The 18,065-nt window shown below is 55.3% G+C and carries 28 protein-coding genes, 1 tRNA gene and 1 pseudogene; 18 read left to right on the top strand and 12 right to left on the bottom strand.

Going from position 1 to position 18,065, the window contains the following annotated elements:
* Positions 1 to 445 precede the first annotated feature (445 nt).
* The gene (locus CLU84_RS21925) at positions 446 to 688 is read left to right on the top strand and encodes a hypothetical protein (protein WP_144445457.1); all 243 of its coding nucleotides are present in this window, start codon (positions 446 to 448) and stop codon (positions 686 to 688) included.
* 149 nt (positions 689 to 837) lie between these two features.
* Here the strand turns inward: CLU84_RS21925 and CLU84_RS11965 are convergent.
* Positions 838 to 1,958: pseudogene (locus CLU84_RS11965) on the bottom strand (IS3 family transposase).
* A 146-nt stretch (positions 1,959 to 2,104) separates the two neighbouring features.
* On the opposite strand from CLU84_RS11965, the gene CLU84_RS11960 reads away from it, so the two are divergent.
* The gene (locus CLU84_RS11960; protein ID WP_233210024.1) at positions 2,105 to 2,623 is read left to right on the top strand and encodes a hypothetical protein; all 519 of its coding nucleotides are present in this window, start codon (positions 2,105 to 2,107) and stop codon (positions 2,621 to 2,623) included.
* On the opposite strand, the gene CLU84_RS11955 is transcribed toward CLU84_RS11960, so the two are convergent.
* The 3 genes from CLU84_RS11955 to CLU84_RS11945 form a co-directional block, all read right to left on the bottom strand.
* Entirely contained in the window at positions 2,566 to 2,856 is a 291-nt protein-coding gene (locus CLU84_RS11955) for a hypothetical protein (RefSeq protein ID WP_233210023.1), read from the bottom strand. The genes CLU84_RS11960 and CLU84_RS11955 overlap by 58 nt on opposite strands.
* A gap of 225 nt (positions 2,857 to 3,081) precedes the next feature.
* Positions 3,082 to 3,435, bottom strand: a complete 354-nt coding sequence (locus CLU84_RS11950; protein WP_099737360.1) for a hypothetical protein — start codon at positions 3,433 to 3,435, stop codon at positions 3,082 to 3,084.
* Positions 3,436 to 3,772: 337 nt separating this feature from the next.
* Positions 3,773 to 4,024: a hypothetical protein gene (locus CLU84_RS11945; protein ID WP_099737359.1), complete on the bottom strand. Its 252-nt coding sequence runs from the start codon at positions 4,022 to 4,024 to the stop codon at positions 3,773 to 3,775.
* A gap of 212 nt (positions 4,025 to 4,236) precedes the next feature.
* Between CLU84_RS11945 and CLU84_RS21920 the strand changes: the two genes are divergently transcribed.
* Positions 4,237 to 4,554, top strand: coding sequence for a hypothetical protein (locus CLU84_RS21920; RefSeq protein ID WP_158235204.1), 318 nt, complete (start codon positions 4,237 to 4,239; stop codon positions 4,552 to 4,554).
* Positions 4,555 to 4,750: 196 nt separating this feature from the next.
* A complete protein-coding gene (locus CLU84_RS11940) occupies positions 4,751 to 4,978 on the top strand; it encodes a hypothetical protein (protein ID WP_099737358.1) in 228 nt (75 codons plus the stop codon).
* A 56-nt stretch (positions 4,979 to 5,034) separates the two neighbouring features.
* Here CLU84_RS11940 and CLU84_RS11935 read toward each other — a convergent pair whose 3' ends face one another.
* The 4 genes from CLU84_RS11935 to CLU84_RS11925 all read right to left on the bottom strand — a co-directional run bounded on the left by CLU84_RS11935 (position 5,035) and on the right by CLU84_RS11925 (position 8,652).
* Positions 5,035 to 5,256 (bottom strand): hypothetical protein, encoded by a 222-nt coding sequence (locus CLU84_RS11935; RefSeq protein ID WP_099737357.1) that lies wholly within the window; start codon positions 5,254 to 5,256, stop codon positions 5,035 to 5,037.
* A 163-nt stretch (positions 5,257 to 5,419) separates the two neighbouring features.
* A complete protein-coding gene (locus CLU84_RS22055) occupies positions 5,420 to 5,620 on the bottom strand; it encodes a hypothetical protein (RefSeq protein WP_158235202.1) in 201 nt (66 codons plus the stop codon).
* Between the two features lie 748 nt (positions 5,621 to 6,368).
* Complete coding sequence (locus tag CLU84_RS11930) at positions 6,369 to 6,842, bottom strand: cupin domain-containing protein (protein WP_099737356.1); 474 nt, start codon at positions 6,840 to 6,842, stop codon at positions 6,369 to 6,371.
* 472 nt (positions 6,843 to 7,314) lie between these two features.
* Positions 7,315 to 8,652 carry a glycosyltransferase gene (locus CLU84_RS11925; RefSeq protein ID WP_099737355.1) on the bottom strand — a complete coding sequence of 446 codons (1,338 nt, stop codon included), beginning with the start codon at positions 8,650 to 8,652 and terminating at the stop codon, positions 7,315 to 7,317.
* A gap of 734 nt (positions 8,653 to 9,386) precedes the next feature.
* Between CLU84_RS11925 and CLU84_RS11920 the strand changes: the two genes are divergently transcribed.
* The 11 genes from CLU84_RS11920 to CLU84_RS11870 all read left to right on the top strand — a co-directional run bounded on the left by CLU84_RS11920 (position 9,387) and on the right by CLU84_RS11870 (position 13,881).
* Entirely contained in the window at positions 9,387 to 9,527 is a 141-nt protein-coding gene (locus CLU84_RS11920) for a hypothetical protein (protein WP_233210022.1), read from the top strand.
* Entirely contained in the window at positions 9,524 to 10,366 is an 843-nt protein-coding gene (locus tag CLU84_RS11915) for a hypothetical protein (protein WP_099737354.1), read from the top strand. The genes CLU84_RS11920 and CLU84_RS11915 overlap by 4 nt, the downstream gene beginning before the upstream one ends.
* On the top strand, positions 10,363 to 10,908 hold the full coding sequence (locus CLU84_RS11910) for a hypothetical protein (protein ID WP_099737353.1): 546 nt from the start codon (positions 10,363 to 10,365) through the stop codon (positions 10,906 to 10,908). Before CLU84_RS11915 ends, CLU84_RS11910 begins: the two co-directional genes overlap by 4 nt.
* Positions 10,908 to 11,261: a DUF1064 domain-containing protein gene (locus CLU84_RS11905; protein ID WP_099737352.1), complete on the top strand. Its 354-nt coding sequence runs from the start codon at positions 10,908 to 10,910 to the stop codon at positions 11,259 to 11,261. The genes CLU84_RS11910 and CLU84_RS11905 overlap by 1 nt, the downstream gene beginning before the upstream one ends.
* Positions 11,258 to 11,515, top strand: a complete 258-nt coding sequence (locus CLU84_RS11900; protein ID WP_099737351.1) for a hypothetical protein — start codon at positions 11,258 to 11,260, stop codon at positions 11,513 to 11,515. The genes CLU84_RS11905 and CLU84_RS11900 overlap by 4 nt, the downstream gene beginning before the upstream one ends.
* Positions 11,506 to 11,817 (top strand): DUF4406 domain-containing protein, encoded by a 312-nt coding sequence (locus CLU84_RS11895; protein ID WP_099737350.1) that lies wholly within the window; start codon positions 11,506 to 11,508, stop codon positions 11,815 to 11,817. The genes CLU84_RS11900 and CLU84_RS11895 overlap by 10 nt, the downstream gene beginning before the upstream one ends.
* Complete coding sequence (locus CLU84_RS11890; RefSeq protein WP_099737349.1) at positions 11,811 to 12,071, top strand: hypothetical protein; 261 nt, start codon at positions 11,811 to 11,813, stop codon at positions 12,069 to 12,071. The genes CLU84_RS11895 and CLU84_RS11890 overlap by 7 nt, the downstream gene beginning before the upstream one ends.
* A 226-nt stretch (positions 12,072 to 12,297) precedes the next feature.
* A complete protein-coding gene (locus tag CLU84_RS11885; protein ID WP_233210021.1) occupies positions 12,298 to 12,672 on the top strand; it encodes a hypothetical protein in 375 nt (124 codons plus the stop codon).
* A 254-nt stretch (positions 12,673 to 12,926) separates the two neighbouring features.
* Positions 12,927 to 13,003 (top strand) — tRNA-Met (locus tag CLU84_RS11880).
* Between the two features lie 283 nt (positions 13,004 to 13,286).
* Positions 13,287 to 13,472, top strand: coding sequence for a CsbD family protein (locus tag CLU84_RS11875; RefSeq protein WP_099737348.1), 186 nt, complete (start codon positions 13,287 to 13,289; stop codon positions 13,470 to 13,472).
* Between the two features lie 10 nt (positions 13,473 to 13,482).
* Positions 13,483 to 13,881 carry a PRC-barrel domain-containing protein gene (locus CLU84_RS11870; RefSeq protein WP_099737347.1) on the top strand — a complete coding sequence of 133 codons (399 nt, stop codon included), beginning with the start codon at positions 13,483 to 13,485 and terminating at the stop codon, positions 13,879 to 13,881.
* Between the two features lie 386 nt (positions 13,882 to 14,267).
* Here the strand turns inward: CLU84_RS11870 and CLU84_RS22690 are convergent, their stop codons facing one another.
* Positions 14,268 to 14,537: a hypothetical protein gene (locus tag CLU84_RS22690; RefSeq protein ID WP_369826841.1), complete on the bottom strand. Its 270-nt coding sequence runs from the start codon at positions 14,535 to 14,537 to the stop codon at positions 14,268 to 14,270.
* Positions 14,538 to 14,570: 33 nt separating this feature from the next.
* Positions 14,571 to 14,852 (bottom strand): hypothetical protein, encoded by a 282-nt coding sequence (locus CLU84_RS11860; RefSeq protein ID WP_099737346.1) that lies wholly within the window; start codon positions 14,850 to 14,852, stop codon positions 14,571 to 14,573.
* Positions 14,853 to 15,157: 305 nt separating this feature from the next.
* Here CLU84_RS11860 and CLU84_RS22230 point away from each other — a divergent pair, with 305 nt between their 5' ends.
* The 3 genes from CLU84_RS22230 to CLU84_RS11845 all read left to right on the top strand — a co-directional run bounded on the left by CLU84_RS22230 (position 15,158) and on the right by CLU84_RS11845 (position 16,431).
* Entirely contained in the window at positions 15,158 to 15,502 is a 345-nt protein-coding gene (locus CLU84_RS22230; RefSeq protein WP_199173727.1) for a terminase small subunit, read from the top strand.
* A 2-nt stretch (positions 15,503 to 15,504) separates the two neighbouring features.
* On the top strand, positions 15,505 to 15,744 hold the full coding sequence (locus CLU84_RS11850; protein ID WP_099737345.1) for a hypothetical protein: 240 nt from the start codon (positions 15,505 to 15,507) through the stop codon (positions 15,742 to 15,744).
* A gap of 384 nt (positions 15,745 to 16,128) precedes the next feature.
* On the top strand, positions 16,129 to 16,431 hold the full coding sequence (locus CLU84_RS11845) for a hypothetical protein (protein WP_099737344.1): 303 nt from the start codon (positions 16,129 to 16,131) through the stop codon (positions 16,429 to 16,431).
* Positions 16,432 to 16,946: 515 nt separating this feature from the next.
* On the opposite strand, the gene CLU84_RS21915 is transcribed toward CLU84_RS11845, so the two are convergent.
* Together CLU84_RS21915 and CLU84_RS11835 are read right to left on the bottom strand one after the other, a co-directional pair.
* The gene (locus tag CLU84_RS21915) at positions 16,947 to 17,177 is read right to left on the bottom strand and encodes a hypothetical protein (protein ID WP_144445454.1); all 231 of its coding nucleotides are present in this window, start codon (positions 17,175 to 17,177) and stop codon (positions 16,947 to 16,949) included.
* Between the two features lie 426 nt (positions 17,178 to 17,603).
* A complete protein-coding gene (locus CLU84_RS11835; protein WP_099737342.1) occupies positions 17,604 to 17,924 on the bottom strand; it encodes a YqjD family protein in 321 nt (106 codons plus the stop codon).
* Positions 17,925 to 18,065 lie beyond the last annotated feature (141 nt).

The raw sequence follows: 18,065 nt of genomic DNA, 5'->3' as shown, positions 1-18,065 counted from the left end.
GATTGGCTCCCAAGCGGCTTGGTGCAGCCACGTTCCCAAAATAGGGATGCCATTCAAAGACCGGCTGTGGTGTAGTGGCGTACCGAGAGCTGACTCGGCAAAAATGCGTTTCCACACAGCCTCAGCCGAAAGCTGTCAATTGCCGCTTTGGTTCGCTGCGGCGGCTTTTTTGTTTCCTCCCCCACTGAGCACGCCCGATGATCAGGCACCTTGCACAAGGGGCGCATCACTCTGGGCGGCGCTTGGCACGATTCGCACTGAGCCCGTATCGGTGCGCGTAGCTTGATATGGATTCGTACGCCCAAAGAAAAGCCCGCAAGGTTCGTCTGTGATTTTTAGTTTTTGGCTATGCGTCTGATGTTTTTCATTCAAGATTTTTGACAATCATGAAATATTCTTCTTGGCGTCCGCTTCTACGCTCGGTCTTGTCAAAAAAGGAGGGGGTATGCAAGTAAGCATTATTTACGATGTTGTTGATCGTCAGCATCCAGCAATAGAAGTAGGCCACTTCCACAACGGGCGCTTTTTCAATGCTGTGAAGAGCCCGCCTTTTTACGATGGTGACATCACTGGCAACGAACTCAGATCACTGTCCAGTGGTGGTAGCACCGTTTTGGGAACTATTGAAGGCTTGGTGATGATCCGCAATGGCGGTGGAAGAGTATTCGATCTCATTCCTCGCAAGTAAGTTTGCTTTTTACCGGCTATTGGCCAGCACATACCGCCTAGGTCCGCTTCGAAGGCTTTTTTGCTTCCGCCGACACCGAACACGCCCAACGAGAAGTGGTCCCAGTGGTTTGAACAACTCAACCCAGTGCCTAAGCGAGACCCTCGGGGCTATGCAGCTTGCATTGGTGCAAACGGCAATGCTGCAAAGTACGCTTCATCAGGGGTGGCTTGGTTGTGCGCCTGATGAGGGCGGTTTGAATTGTAGAACTGCACGTATTTCGCAATTCCACAGCGTGCGGCACGCACGCTGTCATAGGCTTTAAGGTAGACTTCTTCGTACTTGATGGAACGCCACAGGCGCTCCACAAAGACGTTGTCACGCCAAGCCCCCTTGCCATCCATGGAGATGCGTATGCCATGGCGCCCGAGCTGTGCGGTGAAGGCATCACTGGTGAATTGGCTACCTTGATCCGTGTTGAAGATGGCAAGTGTTCCCCAGCGGGAATGGCCTCTTGCACTTGCTGCACGCAAAACTCCACATCCATGGTGTTGGACAGCCGCCAGGCAAGCACCTTGCGGCTGTACCAATCGATCACGGCGCACAGGTAGAGCCAGCCTTTATGCATGCGCACATAGGTGATGTCCATGGCCCAGACTTAATTGACATGCGTGACCGTCTTGTTGCGCAGCAGATAGGGATAGACCTTGTGCTGCGGATGACGCGCACTGGTGCGGGGCTTGCAATACAGCGGTGTCATGCACATGCGTTTCATCAGCGTCCGTATATGCCTGCGGCCCACTCAATGCCCCTGACGCTGCAGCAGCCCTTTGAGCATGCGGGAGCCTGCAAAGGGATGGGCCACATGCAAAGCATCCAAGCTGTGCATCAACTGCACTTGGCCATCACATGGTGGCTTGCGGCGGTAATAGACAGAGCCTCGGCTGATGCGCATGAGCTGTGCCTGGCGACTGATTGGCAGGCCATGGCGACGGTCAATCATCGCTTGTCGCTGAGCAATCCCGCCTTGCTCAGCGCACCGTGCAAAAAATCCTTCTCCAAGGTCAGCTGTCCAATTTTGGCATGCAGCTTTTTGAGATCCACCGCAGGTGCTGCGGGAGCCAGCGCTGCACCGAAGACATCGGCAGCCAGCTCCTGCAGTAGCCGCTTCCAATCTGCAATCTGGCTGGGGTGGACTTCACTCAGCCACGGTGCGCTCACCGCGCACCGCCTCGAGTGCGACCTTGGCTTTGAAGGTAGCGCTGTGTTTACGTCTTGATTTGATGCTCATAGATCTTTCCAAATTCGGCCCTGTCCCAGGGCCATTTTTACGGAAAGATCTCGCTTGCCCGGCTGGCGCAGCTCGCGTGGTGCCCGAATTGAACATGGGCTGGCGCTGGATTTTGACTTGGAGGCGGTGGACTTTGCGGAGGCTACATGCTGATGCGCCGTACCCCCATGAACCCCGGAAAGGGCTTCAAGTCTCGCGGCACCGGGCGCCATGACGAGCAGGGCGAGGGCCACCACTGTGAGCCAAGCCAAGCTGCAAGCGGTGATGTGCGACTGCATGAGCGCGCCCAGCGCCAGCTCGACAGCGCTCGCGCAACGGTCGGGATGCTGACGGCCAATGTTTCGATGGCCCCGCGCCCCGGCACCACGGGTATTACGGTGCTTAAAGAGAAGGTTGTCGAGAGCGAACCTTACCGGCGGCTGGTGGCAGAACTGCCATGCCTGTGGTGCGGTGTGGAGGGCTATAGCCAGCACGCGCACTTGAACCTTGGCAAGGGTTTTGGCATGGAGACCGATGACCGCACGGGCTTCCCGCTTTGCTGCAGCCGCCCAGGCATTGAGGGCTGCCATGTGTGGCCTATGGCCGATCACGCCAGCGATGACGGCATTCAAGGAGTTGCGGTGGATTCCAAGACGCTGAGACAACTGAGCCCGGGTGAGGCGTGAGGCGGATCAAACGCCACCAGCTTGAAGGCTCCATCCGGGAAGGTCAGCGCGCGGAAGTCCATCAGGCAGTCGGGATCGATGCGCAGCACGCGCTGGCCAGACGCATTGTCGCGTGAGTTGTCGGTGACGGTGATGGTTTCGCGGCGCTGGTCTACAAACACGGCGCGTGGGTCTGCTTTGTCGAACCACATCATTCGACCGCCGCAGCAGGCATCAAGAACCGCTGGGTTCATGCGTAGCTCCAAAAAAGAACCCCGCTCAGTGGCGGGGCTCGGGGTTGTGCTGTTTTTGATCGTCTTCACGCGCGGCGCCATGTTTGAAATAGAACACCGCGTGCGTATGCGACGCGCGCCCATTGAGGCCAATCGCGTTGCTCGTGTTGGGTGATGCGTGAAAGGCGTGCGTACTTGGCATGGCTACGTCCCAATGCTTCAAACCAGCGCTTTCCTGCCATTCGCTTAGACATGCTCGCCTCCTTGTGTCTGCTGGGTTGCCTGGGCGGTAGTGGCAAGCGCGATCAAGTCCTGAACTAAGGCTTCAAACTGATGCTGCTCGGCCTGGACTGCGCGAAGTTCGCGCGGTGGCTCGTCATCCTCGAACAGTGTGGAGTGCTCAATCCAAATCCGATGCTTCCGCATCAGCGCTTTGATTTGTGCTTCATCTGGCACTGCCACGGCCGATGCCCCAGCTTCACCCATGGCGAGAATCGCCTGTTGACTGTAGTGCGCAAGCGCCTCTGTCTTTGTGGGCGGCTCCTGGATCTGGTGGAGACGCTGGCGGGGGATGGCGTCAAGTGCAGTGGCTACGGCCATGTGTTCGTCATAGACGGCTTTGACCTCGCCTTCGCATGTCGACCATTCACTAGGGTGTGGGCCTGCTTCAATTCTTCGGCGTTGTCGCGCAGCAGGCGTGCGGCTGTAGCAATCGTGGTGCTTGTCATATGGATCTCCAGAAAGCAAAAAGCCCACGGCAGTGGGCTGGGGGGTGGTCAGTGGCCGCAGGGCAGCGCTTGTCCCTGGCCTTCTTTGAAATCTGGCGGTACCAGCGCGCCGCAACTGCCACAGCGCTTTGGCGGTTGTGTGTGATTCATAGGGCTCCAGAAAGCAAAAAGCCCGCTCAGTGGCGGGCAGATATAAGTAGCGCAAAAGGTTAGTTGCGCGCTCTTACTGCTTGTGAATACTTTTCAAGTTGGTCCAGCAGGTGCTCATATAGCGCATCAGTTGCCATTGAGTTCAAGACGTCGGCCTTCACTGATTCAGCGCGCTGATGGAAGTTGGCTTGCAAAGTGCTTAACTGCTTGTCATCCAGCGTTTCGATCATTGCAACAATAAGCGCGTCTTGCGCCAAAAGTTGTACCTTCATCGCTCTCAATTGAGCACTTTGATTGCCTAGGAACTCCATTAGATCTCTCTTATGTCGTGATTTGAATCAAGCTTCAGAGATTATGTTGAGCGCAACTGTCGTGAAGTTGACACTCCCCTTTTTTAGGATTCCACAAAAGCTGCCTTTAAGTGTGCAAAGAGTGCAGTTGTGGGTTCAGTGTTGTGGTCCACGAAAGCAATGCTGCCGGAAGTCTCCAATGAAAAATCCCGATCATTAAGGACAGGTAGTTGATGGGGGAATTTCACTGCAATAAAAAACATATTGTTACATTTGCTGATTCGCTCGGTTCACTTCACAACGGATTAGGTATGGCACTCGATGATCGAACACGCAGAATGCTAGAGCAATGGGAGGTAAAGCACGGGCTGTCAGTTATTGAGAAGAGACTAGATACTGGCTTGTTTGTGTACAACATTGAAAAGCAAAAAGATTGCTATTTATGGCTTAGAGCACGACGAGCCACCTCGTGGACTCACATTGTTGGAGTACTTGTTTTAGGCCGTGCAGGAGCTGTTATGGCTGCTGCTTTGATATCAACGCTGAGTTGATACGTGGCCGCTGGCGCTGAGTAGCTCTCGCGGCAAACGTGATCATGCTCTTGAACATCTGAGCTCCAGAAATAGAAAAAGCCCGCAGAGGCGGGCGTGTTGTTGAGTCGACGATTACCTGTAAGGGGAACATCGCCTTACACAGATATTTTTTGACAGGAATAGGCTGTCAGCAGCACTTGTTGAAAGAGCTGCTATGAAAGAGCTAATTGCACTGGCTGCGGTTGCTTTGATGTTGGCTGGATGTGCGATGCAACCGGCAGTTAACGAGGAAGGGATCGACCCGGATCTCAACCAGATAGAAAAGAATGCGGATCAGGATCTAAGAAACGAGAAGATCCAACAACAAGATCGCTCATGCGGATTGCGCCGGCGGGCACTGGGGGCTTGCTCGGTTCCTCATTGGCCTGCGCCGGGGAAGTGACCCACAGCAGGAGCAGCGTCACAGAGAGGATTGCCAGAGCGATTGCGTAAAGGGCTTTAGTCATCGTTGTCCTCATCTTCATGGCCTTGCACGCCAGATTGGTGAATGAGCAGGGAGCGATAGCCGGGGCTGTCTCCGGCCTTGGATAAATCAATGCGGTGGACCGTCCCACCGCGCCATGCTCGGCTTTCGGTGAAGTTGGGCAGGCCTGGCAGGTGCTCAATCCCTGCGATGGGCTCTATGGATGTGCGCAGGGTGATGCCGCTCTCTGTCGCCAAGCGGGTTAGGGTGCGAGCAGAAATGCCGGTTGTTCTGCTAAGGGTGCTTGCGGTTGCGCGCGGCCCGAAGACCTTCACCAATTCATAAGCGTCTTGAAAGTGCATAAATTTGTTTCTAACGCTTATGAATAAAGCGCGAGTAGCTATAAAAGTTGATTGATTTTCAGAGGAGCCAAGCGCTTGGAGTCGAGGCCATCAGCAGCGCTGCCGCGCCGGTGAGGCCGAAGATGCCGACCGCGACAAGCGCCCAATGCAGGGCGGTCAGCAGCTTTGTTGCAGGGCTGGCGCGACGGGCATGGTGCGGATGTGCGGCCATTTCACAGGCCTCCTTTTTCGCGTAGGCGCCGCACGAGGTCGTCGTCAATGGGCTGGTGGTCGGTGGTGAGGTGCATGCAATCTCCGATGGGCAAAGAAAAAGCCCGCTAGCGGTTGCTGCGGGCTTGAATAAAGAGCCGGTGCCCTTTCGGGGCATACCTGGGGAAGTAATAGTGAGGGAGGGAGGAGATTTCCCAGGCCCGGCAAGAAAAGGCGATGACGCAGCAGTTTGCCTGATGAGGGTCAGGCAAGCAATGCGCACTTATGGTTAAAGAATAGGTGCTGCGCCATCTGGTGTGACCACTTTCGCCAACGACGCGGAGGCCGCGCCGAAGTCCATGAATCGCCGCTTGCTCTGGCTAATTCCAAAGATCAAACGACCTCGCTAGAGTGGTCATGCCGGATGGCCCCGCTAAAGCCCTGCGGGGGAAGGCACATGCATGCCGCATGCTGGCTAAACGCTCACATTTCAAAATCTCCGGGCGCAAAAAAGCCACCGCAGAGGGTGGCTAGGAAAGAAAAGCCCGCAATGGGCGGGCAAGGGCGATTCAATAAATCTGCGAACGCTGGCCATCGTTGACCGTCATACCGCTCGCAGCTGACTTTCATGCTTGAGTTGACCAGCGGCTGCAATCGACCCGTAGTTGTCGTTCGGGCCTCGGCGCCCAATGTCTCTGCTGCCGACGCAAGCAGTCGTTCCCTGGTGCCAGATTCTGTGCGTCAACGCTACAAGGCTAAGTTTCCCGCCAGCGGTCGTTCGCGTAGGCCAGCAACGACCCATTTGGGTCGTTCAGGACTCAATACGTCTGACCGTTCTTGTGCTCAAAGGACCACTGACCTTTTGCATCCATTACGGCGTCCAAATCATCATCAGGGTAGCTGACTTGATCAGCTTCAACTCGGCTACCGACTTCGAGAATTGTTGCGTCTGTCTGTGAGCAGTTGTGAAGATGATGCGCTTTCCCATTGGCCTTGAAGCCAGCACACATACCGGACTTCAAAACGTGCTCTTTAGTACCTATATGGAGCACGACCTCCCCAGACAACACATAAATAAACTCATCTTGTAGTGAGTGTTGGTGGTGAAGTGCCGAGACTGCACCAGGGTGCAATGTTGTCAAGTTGACTCCGAACTGAGTCAACCCAAATAGCTCACCAATTGGCCGCTTATCGCGTCCACCCATGCGTCGCGCAAATTCTTCTGGATAGTTGGAGGGCTTTACTCTGAGTGGGGCCATGTCAGCCAACACGAAATCAAGTGTTTTATTCATTTAAGTGACTCCATAAATGATTCAGGCTATAGAAATTTTCATTATCTCGGCATGGAAAATCAATTTCTTGAACAAGCGACTACTCAATCGAGAGCTGCGAAAGACCGATAGTGACCGAATCCGGGCCTAGCTACTTGTGAGCGCAGCACCGCAAAGCTGACCTTCGGGGCTGCGCCTTGAGCGTCCGGTTCAGGACAGGCAGTCGACGGGTGCGGGGTGTCATCTGTCGGCCAAGATCCGACGTTCGATCGTCGGTGTCCAGTTTGCTGCGGACCTGCCGTTCGAGGCCTAAGAATTGAGGAACGATTCTCAGAAGGTTCTGTGGCCGGCATCAGCAAGCGAAAAAACGTACGCCAAGCATGTGCTGGGACAGGCTCCCAGCGGCACGGCGTCGGAATGGACGCGCCGATTTTTTCTAGCCACATCCTGGGGAAGCATCACTGCTTCGTGGCCGACTCGTTCTTGCTGTCGGTCAGCTTCGGCTTGCCACCGCCCCGAAGAGCGCGGCTTCAACTCGATCCAACAACCGAGGAAATTCGTGTTTTTGATCCATTTTTTGCTCGATGGTGCAACATGCCTGTGCTACATCGTGGCAGACAAGCAAATGGGCCAGTCGCGTTTGCATTCGCCGGACAGACAAACGCTTTGCCAGTAGTACGTTGGCGACACCCAGTCGCTTGGCACGAAGACCGTTGTCGAACTGATCGTAGGCGAATGGCACGATCAGTTGAGGAGTTCCTGCACGAAAGGCGTCAGCAGTTGTGCCAATACCACCGTGGTGCACCACCACTGCTGCGCGTGGTAGCAGCGAAGCGAAAGGCACATGTGCTTGCCACATGACGCTGGATGGCAGTGAATCGGGCAGTTGCGCAGCATGGGGGGTGACAAAGAGTCCCCGCCGACCAAGCCGCTTCAACGTCTTCAGCGCGGTATTGAAATACCGCGCTGCGTGCTGATGCCCAGTACCAGGGGTGAAAACAATCGGTGAGGCGCCGCTGGACAGAAACTCCTCCAACTCAGGCGACAGCACCGCCTTGCTCTGCGCAGCGGTACCAACAAACTCACCTTCCGAGAAAGATTCCGGCCAATCTGGCTGAACGGACGCGTACCAGTTTGGAAACAATCCAAGCGAAGCACTTGGCGCCGTCAATATGTGCTCAAAAAAATGCGGTACGGGAGGCAGCCCGATTTGACCTCGCGCGGCATTGAGGCTGGGCAAGGTGACCGGATCAATCCAGCCCTTGTGGACCAGTTTCCACAGCGCCTGCCGCCAACTGATCGGAATCCAACCGGGTATGCACAACGATCCAGCGGCCAGCATGTCGTGACTGCTGCACAGATTGGATGGAGCCAGGTGGCAGGCAACAATGTGCAAGTCTGGACGAACAGACCTTGCCAACGCTACCATCGGAATCAAAATCGGGTGGCTCAACACCACGCAAGAGTCATTGGCGGGAAACTGCTGCAGGAACTGACGCAGGGCGCCAAGGTGAGGCACCAGTCCACGCCAGATCACACCCCAACACTTGCGTTCATCCCAAAGGTCTGGGTCATTCAGCAGTACTTGCCATTCGCCATGGGTTCCGAAGGTTCGGTAAGGCAATCCTGCCCCCAGAACGACGGACTCATGAAATTTTGGCACCAGCATCAACACGCGGTGTCCGCGTTCCATGAGACCCTGGCCAAGCGTAATGAAGGGCAATATGTCTCCACCTGTTCCGCTGGTAGCGACGACGATGAGCGGGTCGGGAGCCTGATTGAGGGCGCCATGCGGCAAGGTGAATGTCGGAGGCTTCCTGCGGTCAGTCATGGTTCCATCCCAATCCCATAGTCGTTGCGGTCTTCATCGTAGGCATCCTGGCGCACTGCGGGCAGTCGCTAGAGAAAATCTGGTAGTGCTGCCTGCATGTTATGCGACACACATCGAGGTTGATGCCGAAGTAGCCGTGGACGTTGCGATCGCGCGTCGAGCGTATTGCCTGCACGTTCCCGATGGCGATTCCACTCGCCGGGAATGGCCGCCTCCAAGAAGTACGACCGTCTCTTGTGGGTCGATTGTTGGCCGACACGAAGGGCCGCTGATGGATACCCTCGGTTTGTCGCGCTGCCCCATCATGTCTGCCATCATGCGACAGACCGCTCATAAAGCCCGAAGCAGTCGTTCGGAGGCGCACGGCAACTGTCCACTACTGGCCGATTGCTGCCTGTCACAACAAGCGGGCTGGTCAATGATGGCAGGCACAGGCGGTCAGCTCAACCGGAATACTCATCGGGGAGCCATTGCCAGAAGGTATCAAACCTGAGCCATGTACGCAAAGCTCAGGTTTGGCCCCTGATGTCGCTTAGGGGCTAGCGCTGCTTGCGCAGAGGGCTTTTCTGCTTTCGGAAATCCCAGTTTTCCTCGGTCTGCCGACCTTGCTCCGTGTACCCACTTTGGGGGCTGGAGACGCTGCACTGCGCGCCGGATTTCTCCGGCTATTGCTTCTATATAGGCTGATGTGATTGTGGGAGGGGACTGGGCTACCTTCACCTCTATGTAAGGACGTGCTCCGTCTGAGTAACGAGCTGGCACAGATCGAGCGTGAGATTGCCGAGGCCGAGGAAGTGCTACGCAAGCTGCGCCAGGCTGCCCGTGCCGTTAACGCCGCAGGCAAGCCTGCTGGAATCGCGAGGTCTGAACGATGAGCAAGCTCCCATGGTTCCGCACCTATGCGCGGATGGTCGATGACGACAAGCTCAAGCTGCTGGCCTTTGAGGATCGTTGGCACTTTGTGGCCTTGCTGTGCCTGAAGGGCGAGGGCTTGCTGGACAAGGGTGATGCCCCTGCCTTGCTGATGCGCAAGGTCGCTGTGAAGCTGGGCCTGGATGTTCGCAGCCTGGAAGAGGTTGCCCGCCGCCTGGCCGAAGTTGGGCTGATCGAACAGGCCACCTTGCAGCCCTCCAAGTGGGCAACGTTGCAGATGCGCAGCGATGTCGACACCACAGCAGCTGATCGTAAACGCCGCCAGCGCCAGCGCAAAAAAGACGCTGGCTCAGAGGGAGAAGAAGGTGGTCACGAGCAAGTCACGGGTGAGTCACGCGTGACGGGTACAGATGTCACGCGTACAGATACAGATATAGATAAAGAAGAGACAGTTAACAATTTAAAGGCTGTAGGTGGTGCTGACCGTGACACTTCGCCTGCGGCTCCGCCAAGCCAAGCGAGGACGACCGGTAAAACCGCGACTGGAACACGCTTGCCCGATGACTGGAAGCTGCCCAAGAGCTGGGGTGAGTGGGCCATTGCCGAACATCCGGCCTTGACCGAGGACGAGATTCGCCGCCAAGCCGCGATGTTTGCTGACCACTGGCACGGAAAGGCCGGCAAGGACGGGCGCAAGGCCGACTGGGGCGCGACCTGGCGCAACTGGATCCGCCGTGCAACCGAAATGCCGGCAACCCGCCGTCCAGCCATGGCGCCTACCGCTGCAGCTGGTGGCAAGCACGCTGGTGCGATGGCCGCCATCCTGGGAGGCCTGCAATGAAATCCATCGGACAACTGGCCCACGTGGCCGCATCACCGCGTCGCGAAGAGTCTCAGGCTGTGAGCAGCGTTGTTGCCAAGCTGTTCCTGCTGATGCAGGGCTCTTACGGCACTGCCTTTCTGAGCAAGTTTGGCTCTGGCGCTCTGGATGGGCAGGGCCAGGACGTTGGCATGCTGGCCGCGCTCAAGGTCTGGGGCGCTTCCTTGCGCAAGTACGCGCCGGACGTGATCGAAGCTGCTGCCGACCGCATTGCGGACTTTCACCCCGAGTTTCCGCCCAGCCTGCCGCAGTTCGAGGCTCTGTGCAAAGCAGCCACCCCCCGCAAGACCTACGCCGAAGAAGCTGGCCTGCTGGCGCTGCCCGCACCCACATTTCAGCGCATGGAGGTGCCCATCAAGCCCCACGGTGATGGCAAAGACTGGGCTCGCAAGATCATGACCCGCTCGGATGCAGGGGACAAGACCGTGAGCTACCGCGCCCTGAAAGATGCCAAGGAGGCCTTGGGCCTGAACACACGCCGTCAGCAGGAGGGTGCACATTGATGTTCGCAAAGCAAGCCGTCCCCAAGTACGGCAACAAAAAGTCTGTGGCCGCGGACGGCACCGAATTCGATAGCCGCGCCGAGCATCGCCGCTGGGTTCATCTGTGCCATTTGCAGGCTGCAGGTCTGATCAGCGGCCTGCGCCGCCAAGTGGCCTATGAGCTGGTGAAGTCGGTCAAGTTCCATGACGCCAGCCGTGCCAAGCCTGCCATTCGCTACGTCGCAGATTTCGTCTACGTGGAGAAAGGTGTAGAGGTCATCGAGGACGTGAAGGGCGTGCTGACCCCCGAGTTCAAGCTCAAGCGCCACTTGATGAAGGCCATGCTGGGTCTGGAAGTGAGGATCGTCAAATGACCCGGGCATTGAATCCTGCATTCTTTGGCGCGGTCGTGCCGCTGGCTGGCCAGCGCAAGCAGCAAACCCCATTGGCACCGATGAGAACCTTGCTCCCCGACTTGGAGCGACTGCCGGACGGTCGCTATTTGCAGACCATCTGGATGCGCGACCGTTGCGAGAACCTGGTGGAGGTTGGCGCACGCACTGTTTACGTGGTTAACGACTACGGCTTTCTGGTGCCTGTAGAGGACAGGGGGCGCGCATGGTGGTGAAGCGTATCTATCTCGCCGGGCCCATGAGCGGCCTGCCGGATTTCAACTACCCGGCCTTTCATGCCGCCGCCGCTGTGCTGCGTGCTCAGGGCCATCAAGTTGAAAACCCTGCCGAGAACCCGTCACCGGCCTGTGGCACGTGGCAGGGCTACATGCGCATGTCGCTTCGCCAGATCTCGGCTTGCGACTGCCTCTACATGCTGCCCGGCTGGCGCAGCTCGCGGGGTGCCCGCATTGAGCACGGGCTGGCGCTGGATTTAGGCCTGGACGTGCAGGACTTCAAGGAGGGCGCTGGATGCTGAATCGACTAAACGACAAAGAGCGCGCGCACCTGTCAGCGGTCAAGGAGCTGCCCTGCAGTGTCTGCGATCAACCTGGGCCCAGCGAGGCCCACCACATCGAGCAGCGCCAGCAATACACGGCCGTGGCCTTGTGCGAGAGCTGTCACCGTGGCCCGTTGATGGGTTGGCATGGTCAGCGCCGGATGTGGGCAATCAAAAAGATGGGAGAACTCGACGCACTGAATGTGACTGTGCGGAGGCTGCTGGGAAGCTGAGAGTGTCGATCGTGGAAAAAAGGCTTGGCTAGTAGGAGAGGGCCGATGGCTAGCTAAAACGCTTCAGGCCCTTGCCTGTCAGCGCCCCACGATGAAGAGCTGGAACAGCAATTTGCTGCACCATGGGATGAATGATAAACGCAATTGAGAATCGTTCGCAAATAACCATTTGGAACGTAAGACTACAGAAGGAGAGGGGCTGATGAAGTGAGACCTGAATTTGAATGTGCCCTCTGAGCTGCGGCTAGCTGATGAGCTGCTGGAGAAGTACGGACGCTGGGCTCAAGACCGTTATCACAAACAGCGCTGCGCCAGCGCCGAGGGGAAGTACCGCTCGCCACAAGTGGCTAGCCGCAACGACGAGCCAATCATTCCATTTATTGCCGACTGGAATGCGCGTCAAGTACAGCTGACGCTGCAAGTCGTACCTATGCAGTTTCGCCGAGTCCTGTTCGCGATCTACATCCCTCAAAAGGAGCATCCGAACTCAGCGCGCCGCCGCCTACGAGTGTCAAACCGCGATTGGAATGAAGGGCGGGTACATGGACTGCGGGCCTTCTGGTCGATTTATTCCGCACGGTACTTGCAGCACTTGACATAGCGTGCCACAACCGCGACTAATTACCACGACACTGAGTCGTGCGCCCTGGTTGCCTGATGGTAGCCAGAGGCGTGACCAAATACAAAAAAGCCCGCTAGGTTCGCCTGAGGGCTTTGTTGATTTCGACCTTGACCGACTTGGTTGCGTACTGTAATTTTGCACATGCTGTGAATTTATTCATGTGTGCGACAATAGACTAGTCGGGGAAAGACGCTGGCGCCTAGGAATGGTGGCCGGCCCCCGACGCGAAATATCGCGAGGTGGAGCAGTCTGGTAGCTCGTCGGGCTCATAACCCGAAGGTCGTTGGTTCAAATCCGGCCCTCGCAACCAATAAGCCCTGATCGGAAACGGTCGGGGCTTTTTGCCATCTAGCTGTCATATTGCAGAGGCAAGATGCTTATCGCTGGGTCAGGTTGTAGCACTGAAAGATGGCTTAACCCCTGGCGCCAATTCCAAAGCCCCAGCCTCAAGTGCTGGGGCTTTTCGTTAGCTGCTTGTAAGAGACGGCCTACCTTGATCCGGGTTTTCAGCTGATGCTTCCAATGTCTCGTTTCTAAATATGGTTAGTGTTCCTTTTCAGTCGCAATTGCGACTCAATTCTTAAGGAGTTGTGATGAACAAGAATCAGGTTGAAGGTGTTGTCAAAGAGGTTGCTGGCAAAGTTCAGCAAAAAGTTGGAGAAGTCATCGATAGCCCTACTCAACAGGTCAAAGGCGTTGCAAAGCAAGTTGCGGGTAAAACTCAGAAGGCGGTCGGTGATCTTCAACAGGCTGCTCACGACGTCGTCAAGAAGAAATAAGGGGTGCTACATGATTAGTAAATCCGGAATTTTGGCTTGCGCAATGGCGACAGCAGTTTTCAGTGGTGCTGCATTTGCTCAACCAGTAGCGGGGACGGCCACTATCGGCATCACAGCGACCGAAGTCCAAGTAGTTGCGACTGGCTGGAGCCTTAAGAAATCGGTGTTGGGCAAAAGCGTTTACAACGAAGAAGGCAAAACGATTGGCAAGATTGATGACGTCATCGTTGCCCCAGATAGCTCAATTTCGTATGCGATCGTGGGTGCAGGAGGATTCTTAGGTTTGGGTAAGCATGACGTTGCCATCCCAGTGAAGAATTTCAAAGTTGAAAACAAGAAAATTACGCTTCCTGGTGCGACAAAGGATGCGTTGAAGGCCTTGCCTAAGTTCGAATACGCAAAGCAGTAGCGTTCTTATCCCGCCTCTCCCGATGAGCCGCCTTGGTTATGCCTTGGTGGCTTTTTTATTCCCGGTTCGCTGCCATCGAGCATGCCCGACGATTACGCACATTGCATTAGGGACGGATCACTCCCGTGGCTGCACCTATGCCAGTGACAAAAACAGAAAGGGCCTACTAGGTAGGCCCTTCACTCACTGAAACTTACCGATAGTAGAGGGTGTAAATGGACTTCAGTCTTGATCTCTCTCTGGATGGAGCTTCTTGTGAGTGATTCCAGTCTGATCTTCGCGCACCAGAGGTTAATAGGTGTTAACCCTTGTTCGTACTTTGGGGTTTCCGTTCCCGCAATGGCGGAGCGCATGTCGACTCCATGGCCAAGCTCAAAACCCTGAAGTCATCGCTGCCAGTGCTCGACACCAGGCGCGTGCCCACGATGCAGGCTGGGAGCTAGCGCACCAGTGACCAGACGGCTGCCCAGCGCGGTTACGGCTACAAGTGGCAGCAGGCCCGGGCCGGGTTCCTGCGCTCCCACCCCTTGTGCGTGATGTGCGAGGCAGAGGGTCGTGTGACAGCAGCCACGGTGGTTGACCACGTCATCCCACACCGTGGCGATCAGTCGCTGTTCTGGCGGCGCAGCAATTGGAAGCCTTTGTGTGCGATTCACCACAGCAGGGACAAGCAGCGCGAAGAGTCGAGGCTATGAGGCTGCGATCTGGCGCACTTGGGACAGGCTGAATTCGTGGCCTTCATCTTCAAAGTCTTGATAGATATGCTCGCCTTTGGAGAGCAGGTCGTCAAGTGATGTCACTTCTTGGTCTGTCAGTTGATACACCACGATGAATGGTTCTGATGGGTCTTGTTCATCGTTGTCGTACTCATCGGACTCAGCATGCAGTTCCCTTATCGCTGCCATTGGGTCAGCAGCCTCCCCCATCCATTGGAGGAAGCCGGGGCCAGTATCGAAGATCGCGTATTGCATGTGCGCTCCTTGGTTGCGTTGGGAGAATGATAGAGCTATAGAGCTCAAAGGCTTGGAGCTATTCCAATGGAGCAGCCTGAGCCCGTCCGACGGCAATTGAGGGCAGTGGCAAAGGGGAGGGGGGATCAAAACCTTGGAGCCCTCCTGCCTCTAGACCGCTCTGTTCCGCACGCGCAGAAAATTTCCCCCTGTATGAATAAATTCTGGGGTGGAATTCAAAGAAATCAAAGAATTCAAAGGAGCCGCTTATGCCTAGAGGTGGCGCGTGGCCCGGGGCTGGCCGTCCAAAAAAGCAGCCTGAAGAGGTGAAGTCAAGTGCACCAAAAGCTGCGCCTCCACAGGTTGACGCAAACGGATACAAGGATGATCCCAAGTGGCCATTCGGCAAACAGCCGCCTGCTGAACCAGAGTCGCCGCCAGATCTCAGCTACCTCATGCCGCTGGATTACTTACTTGAGGTGATGCGCGATCACACTGAGGAACGCGGTCGCCGGATTCAGGCTGCCACGCTGGCGGCGCCGTACTGCCGCCCAAAAAAGGGTGAGTCAGGCAAGAAGGAAGAGAAGGCTGCAGCAGCCAAGAAGATCGCCAGCCGGTTTTCACCGGCTGCTCCGCCGAAATTGGCGGCCGCAAACGGTAAGAAAGTTTAGATATGGATTGGACAACTGCATGTACCGACTGGGAGGCTCGGTTGGTTCAGCGGAAGTCCATCATTCCGCTGCCTATCTTCCGAGACCAGGCCGAGCAGGCTCTGGTCATCTTCAGGGAGTTGAAGGTCGTTGACTTGGCGAAGGTGTGGGATGACGAGATCGAGGAATGGCGCGCACCCACTTTTGGAGAGTGCTCCGAAGAGTGGGTTTTGACTTTGGCGTTGGGAGCAAATTCGGATTGAGGCAATCACTACGAAACAGCCTAAATGGCCAGGCGCTATGTGTCCGGCGACGATGAGATTGCGCAGCATCTGGGCCGCGAACTGGTCGATTTCGTTGTAGTACGCAGGTTTCATGGCTCCAGAAAGCAAAAAGCCCGCTCAGTGGCGGGCCGTTTAGGTATGGAAGTGAGGTGAGGGGGTATAGAGACGCTTTGTGCGTGTGCTTTTGCGCCTGTGATGGCACTTAGAGACATAGTGTCTGGCAACGGATCTCTTTGCACCGGTAGGCTAGTTGCTGTACCGTTATGAACGGCAGTGTTGACCTGCTCTTTTCTCAAGGAGACGGGCTTCTCATACTGATTAACCAGATTCGCAAGGCAGTGTGCTGACTGCAAGGAGGCCGTGATGGAAACGATAGAGCAGATGGCTGAAAGACACATTCGCGAGTCTGAAGCGGAATTGGTTCATATCGATGTGCTGATGAAGCGTGTGCAGAAAATGAGTGCGAACGCTGCTGATCAAGCAGAAGCTGAGAGGCTATTGGATCAGGTAGTGAGGCAGCGCGAAAAGTTAGAGCTGTATCTCGCGGCCCTCAAGAGCAAGCAAGACGCTGATTACGAGAAACTGGCTGAGGAGGGCAAGCGCTTCAAAGCGACGCTTGCAAAGATGCGGTCGAATATTGAAGTGATGCTAGCTTCCTGGCTTTGATTGCTAAGCTGTCGCGAGGATGGGCAACCTCTGAGCGCTTCTGTGTGGCGTCGCACTCGGCAAAGACAGTCGGTTTTCGAACATCCTCCTGCACCTGTAGATCGCCTTGCCGGTACATGGCCAGTTGGTAAATGAGCATGTTATTGAGCGTGGGGATCCAGAAAGCAAAAAGCCCGCTCAGTGGCGGGCTAGTCTAGGTTTCAGGTGAGAACGGTCTTCTTCCAAGCCGTTCTTCCTGGAAATAGGAGCTTGGATCTTTGTCAGAATACGCCGTACCGGTGAGCAAAGTACGCAGCGGCTACAACGCCAATAACAGCAAGTGTGGTCATTACGTTGTTCAAAGGCCGTCTTGACCTATAGGACTCACTTGGCTCATATTTTCTCTCCTTTTTGGGTAGTTCCTTATTCATCTCAGGTGTTAATGGAACTACTTTTACCCAAGGGAAAAATATGTATTTGAGGTTTTCCCAGAAGCCGTGAACTTTGCGTAGAGAAAGTTCATACATAAAAACTCCTTACGTCATCCGATCTGGATATACATCCCAACCATGCTCTGCCTCCAGCTGCATGACATTGGAGGATTGCGTTGACCTTGCATCCGGATTGTTGATGTCCACATCGCTATTTTTCATAGTCATATTCGGCGTCCGTGCATGGTCATCGTGAGAAATCGAGTGACTGTTGATATCTGGTTGAAGCGCCTGTGGCGCTGGCGCAATAGTGATTGCTTGATCTTTACGTTGCATTAAATCTCCGGTCTTGTTCGTTTTACAATCCTCAAGGAGCGGCTTTGCTTCAGTGGAAAAGAAAGCAGTTCAGAAAAGGGGCTAAGCCTAAGCAAGCACAAAAGGCAGAAAGCTCGCTTAAATGGTCAGTTGACTGCGCCACGTTTTTGCCTATCTTTTATTTCGCGCGATTTCCGGCTGCACCTGAAATCTGGAAAATTCATGCCACTCAATCGATTTGAGCGCTGTAGGTTTCGGATCTATACAGGCAGGTTACTTGACCAATTGCCTTGTCCCTACGTTACGCCAATCTCATAGGGAAAACCGGTTTAACGCAAACATTTACATAGTAAATACCAACAATCTGTAGGTTTTAACCTGCCTCCTGGAACTGAACATCCAGCTTTGAATGCCAATCCTTTGGATTGCTGGGTGAGTAGAAAGCGCCTATTTTTTTGCGGCTGAATCGGCTTTACCTCTACTGAGTACAAATCCGAGTAGCGTACCTGCAGCCAAAGCTCCGCCGACTACCCGCCAAGGAGACGCATGAACATAGGAGTCGGTCGCCAGAGCTAGGGCTTTTGATTGACCAATGGCGTTGGCAGAAGCTGCCTTCACCTTTTCCAAGGTGGATGCAGCCTTGCTGAAAAGCAATGATGTTGCTGGATCTGCATCATGCCCATTTGAGACCAGAACGTCCCGCAAATCATCAAGTATTCGGCTTATATCACTTGGAGGCTCTGCAGCACTTGCTTTTTGAACTCTCATAAGAAATCCTTATTGAACAAGGGAGAGTACAGAGTAAGCGACGTAAATTTCATGAGCTGTAGTCAAAGCTCGAGCGTTCAGATATGAAGTGTGACGGTCGGCTACAGTGCGCTATCAATTTGAACGAAATAAAAGCGTCTT

The sequence above is a fragment of the Comamonas sp. 26 genome, from assembly GCF_002754475.1.
Lineage (GTDB): Bacteria > Pseudomonadota > Gammaproteobacteria > Burkholderiales > Burkholderiaceae_C > Comamonas.
This window is presented reverse-complemented; position numbering and strand designations above follow the sequence as displayed.

Bases quoted from the DNA above. Each gene is read 5' to 3' on its own strand.
- CLU84_RS11950 (WP_099737360.1), bottom strand. From the start codon at position 3,435: ATGGCCGTAGCCACTGCACTTGACGCCATCCCCCGCCAGCGTCTCCAC.
- CLU84_RS21925 (WP_144445457.1), top strand. From the start codon at position 446: ATGCAAGTAAGCATTATTTACGATGTTGTTGATCGTCAGCATCCAGCA.
- CLU84_RS11860 (WP_099737346.1), bottom strand. From the start codon at position 14,852: ATGCAATACGCGATCTTCGATACTGGCCCCGGCTTCCTCCAATGGATG.
- CLU84_RS11890 (WP_099737349.1), top strand. From the start codon at position 11,811: ATGCTGAATCGACTAAACGACAAAGAGCGCGCGCACCTGTCAGCGGTC.
- CLU84_RS11875 (WP_099737348.1), top strand. From the start codon at position 13,287: ATGAACAAGAATCAGGTTGAAGGTGTTGTCAAAGAGGTTGCTGGCAAA.
- CLU84_RS11845 (WP_099737344.1), top strand. From the start codon at position 16,129: ATGGAAACGATAGAGCAGATGGCTGAAAGACACATTCGCGAGTCTGAA.
- CLU84_RS11960 (WP_233210024.1), top strand. From the start codon at position 2,105: ATGCTGATGCGCCGTACCCCCATGAACCCCGGAAAGGGCTTCAAGTCT.
- CLU84_RS11925 (WP_099737355.1), bottom strand. From the start codon at position 8,652: ATGACTGACCGCAGGAAGCCTCCGACATTCACCTTGCCGCATGGCGCC.
- CLU84_RS11900 (WP_099737351.1), top strand. From the start codon at position 11,258: ATGACCCGGGCATTGAATCCTGCATTCTTTGGCGCGGTCGTGCCGCTG.
- CLU84_RS21915 (WP_144445454.1), bottom strand. From the start codon at position 17,177: ATGCAACGTAAAGATCAAGCAATCACTATTGCGCCAGCGCCACAGGCG.
- CLU84_RS11955 (WP_233210023.1), bottom strand. From the start codon at position 2,856: ATGAACCCAGCGGTTCTTGATGCCTGCTGCGGCGGTCGAATGATGTGG.
- CLU84_RS21920 (WP_158235204.1), top strand. From the start codon at position 4,237: ATGGGGGAATTTCACTGCAATAAAAAACATATTGTTACATTTGCTGAT.
- CLU84_RS11915 (WP_099737354.1), top strand. From the start codon at position 9,524: ATGAGCAAGCTCCCATGGTTCCGCACCTATGCGCGGATGGTCGATGAC.
- CLU84_RS11930 (WP_099737356.1), bottom strand. From the start codon at position 6,842: ATGAATAAAACACTTGATTTCGTGTTGGCTGACATGGCCCCACTCAGA.
- CLU84_RS11895 (WP_099737350.1), top strand. From the start codon at position 11,506: ATGGTGGTGAAGCGTATCTATCTCGCCGGGCCCATGAGCGGCCTGCCG.
- CLU84_RS11905 (WP_099737352.1), top strand. From the start codon at position 10,908: ATGTTCGCAAAGCAAGCCGTCCCCAAGTACGGCAACAAAAAGTCTGTG.
- CLU84_RS11940 (WP_099737358.1), top strand. From the start codon at position 4,751: ATGAAAGAGCTAATTGCACTGGCTGCGGTTGCTTTGATGTTGGCTGGA.
- CLU84_RS11870 (WP_099737347.1), top strand. From the start codon at position 13,483: ATGATTAGTAAATCCGGAATTTTGGCTTGCGCAATGGCGACAGCAGTT.
- CLU84_RS11835 (WP_099737342.1), bottom strand. From the start codon at position 17,924: ATGAGAGTTCAAAAAGCAAGTGCTGCAGAGCCTCCAAGTGATATAAGC.
- CLU84_RS11945 (WP_099737359.1), bottom strand. From the start codon at position 4,024: ATGGAGTTCCTAGGCAATCAAAGTGCTCAATTGAGAGCGATGAAGGTA.
- CLU84_RS11850 (WP_099737345.1), top strand. From the start codon at position 15,505: ATGGATTGGACAACTGCATGTACCGACTGGGAGGCTCGGTTGGTTCAG.
- CLU84_RS11910 (WP_099737353.1), top strand. From the start codon at position 10,363: ATGAAATCCATCGGACAACTGGCCCACGTGGCCGCATCACCGCGTCGC.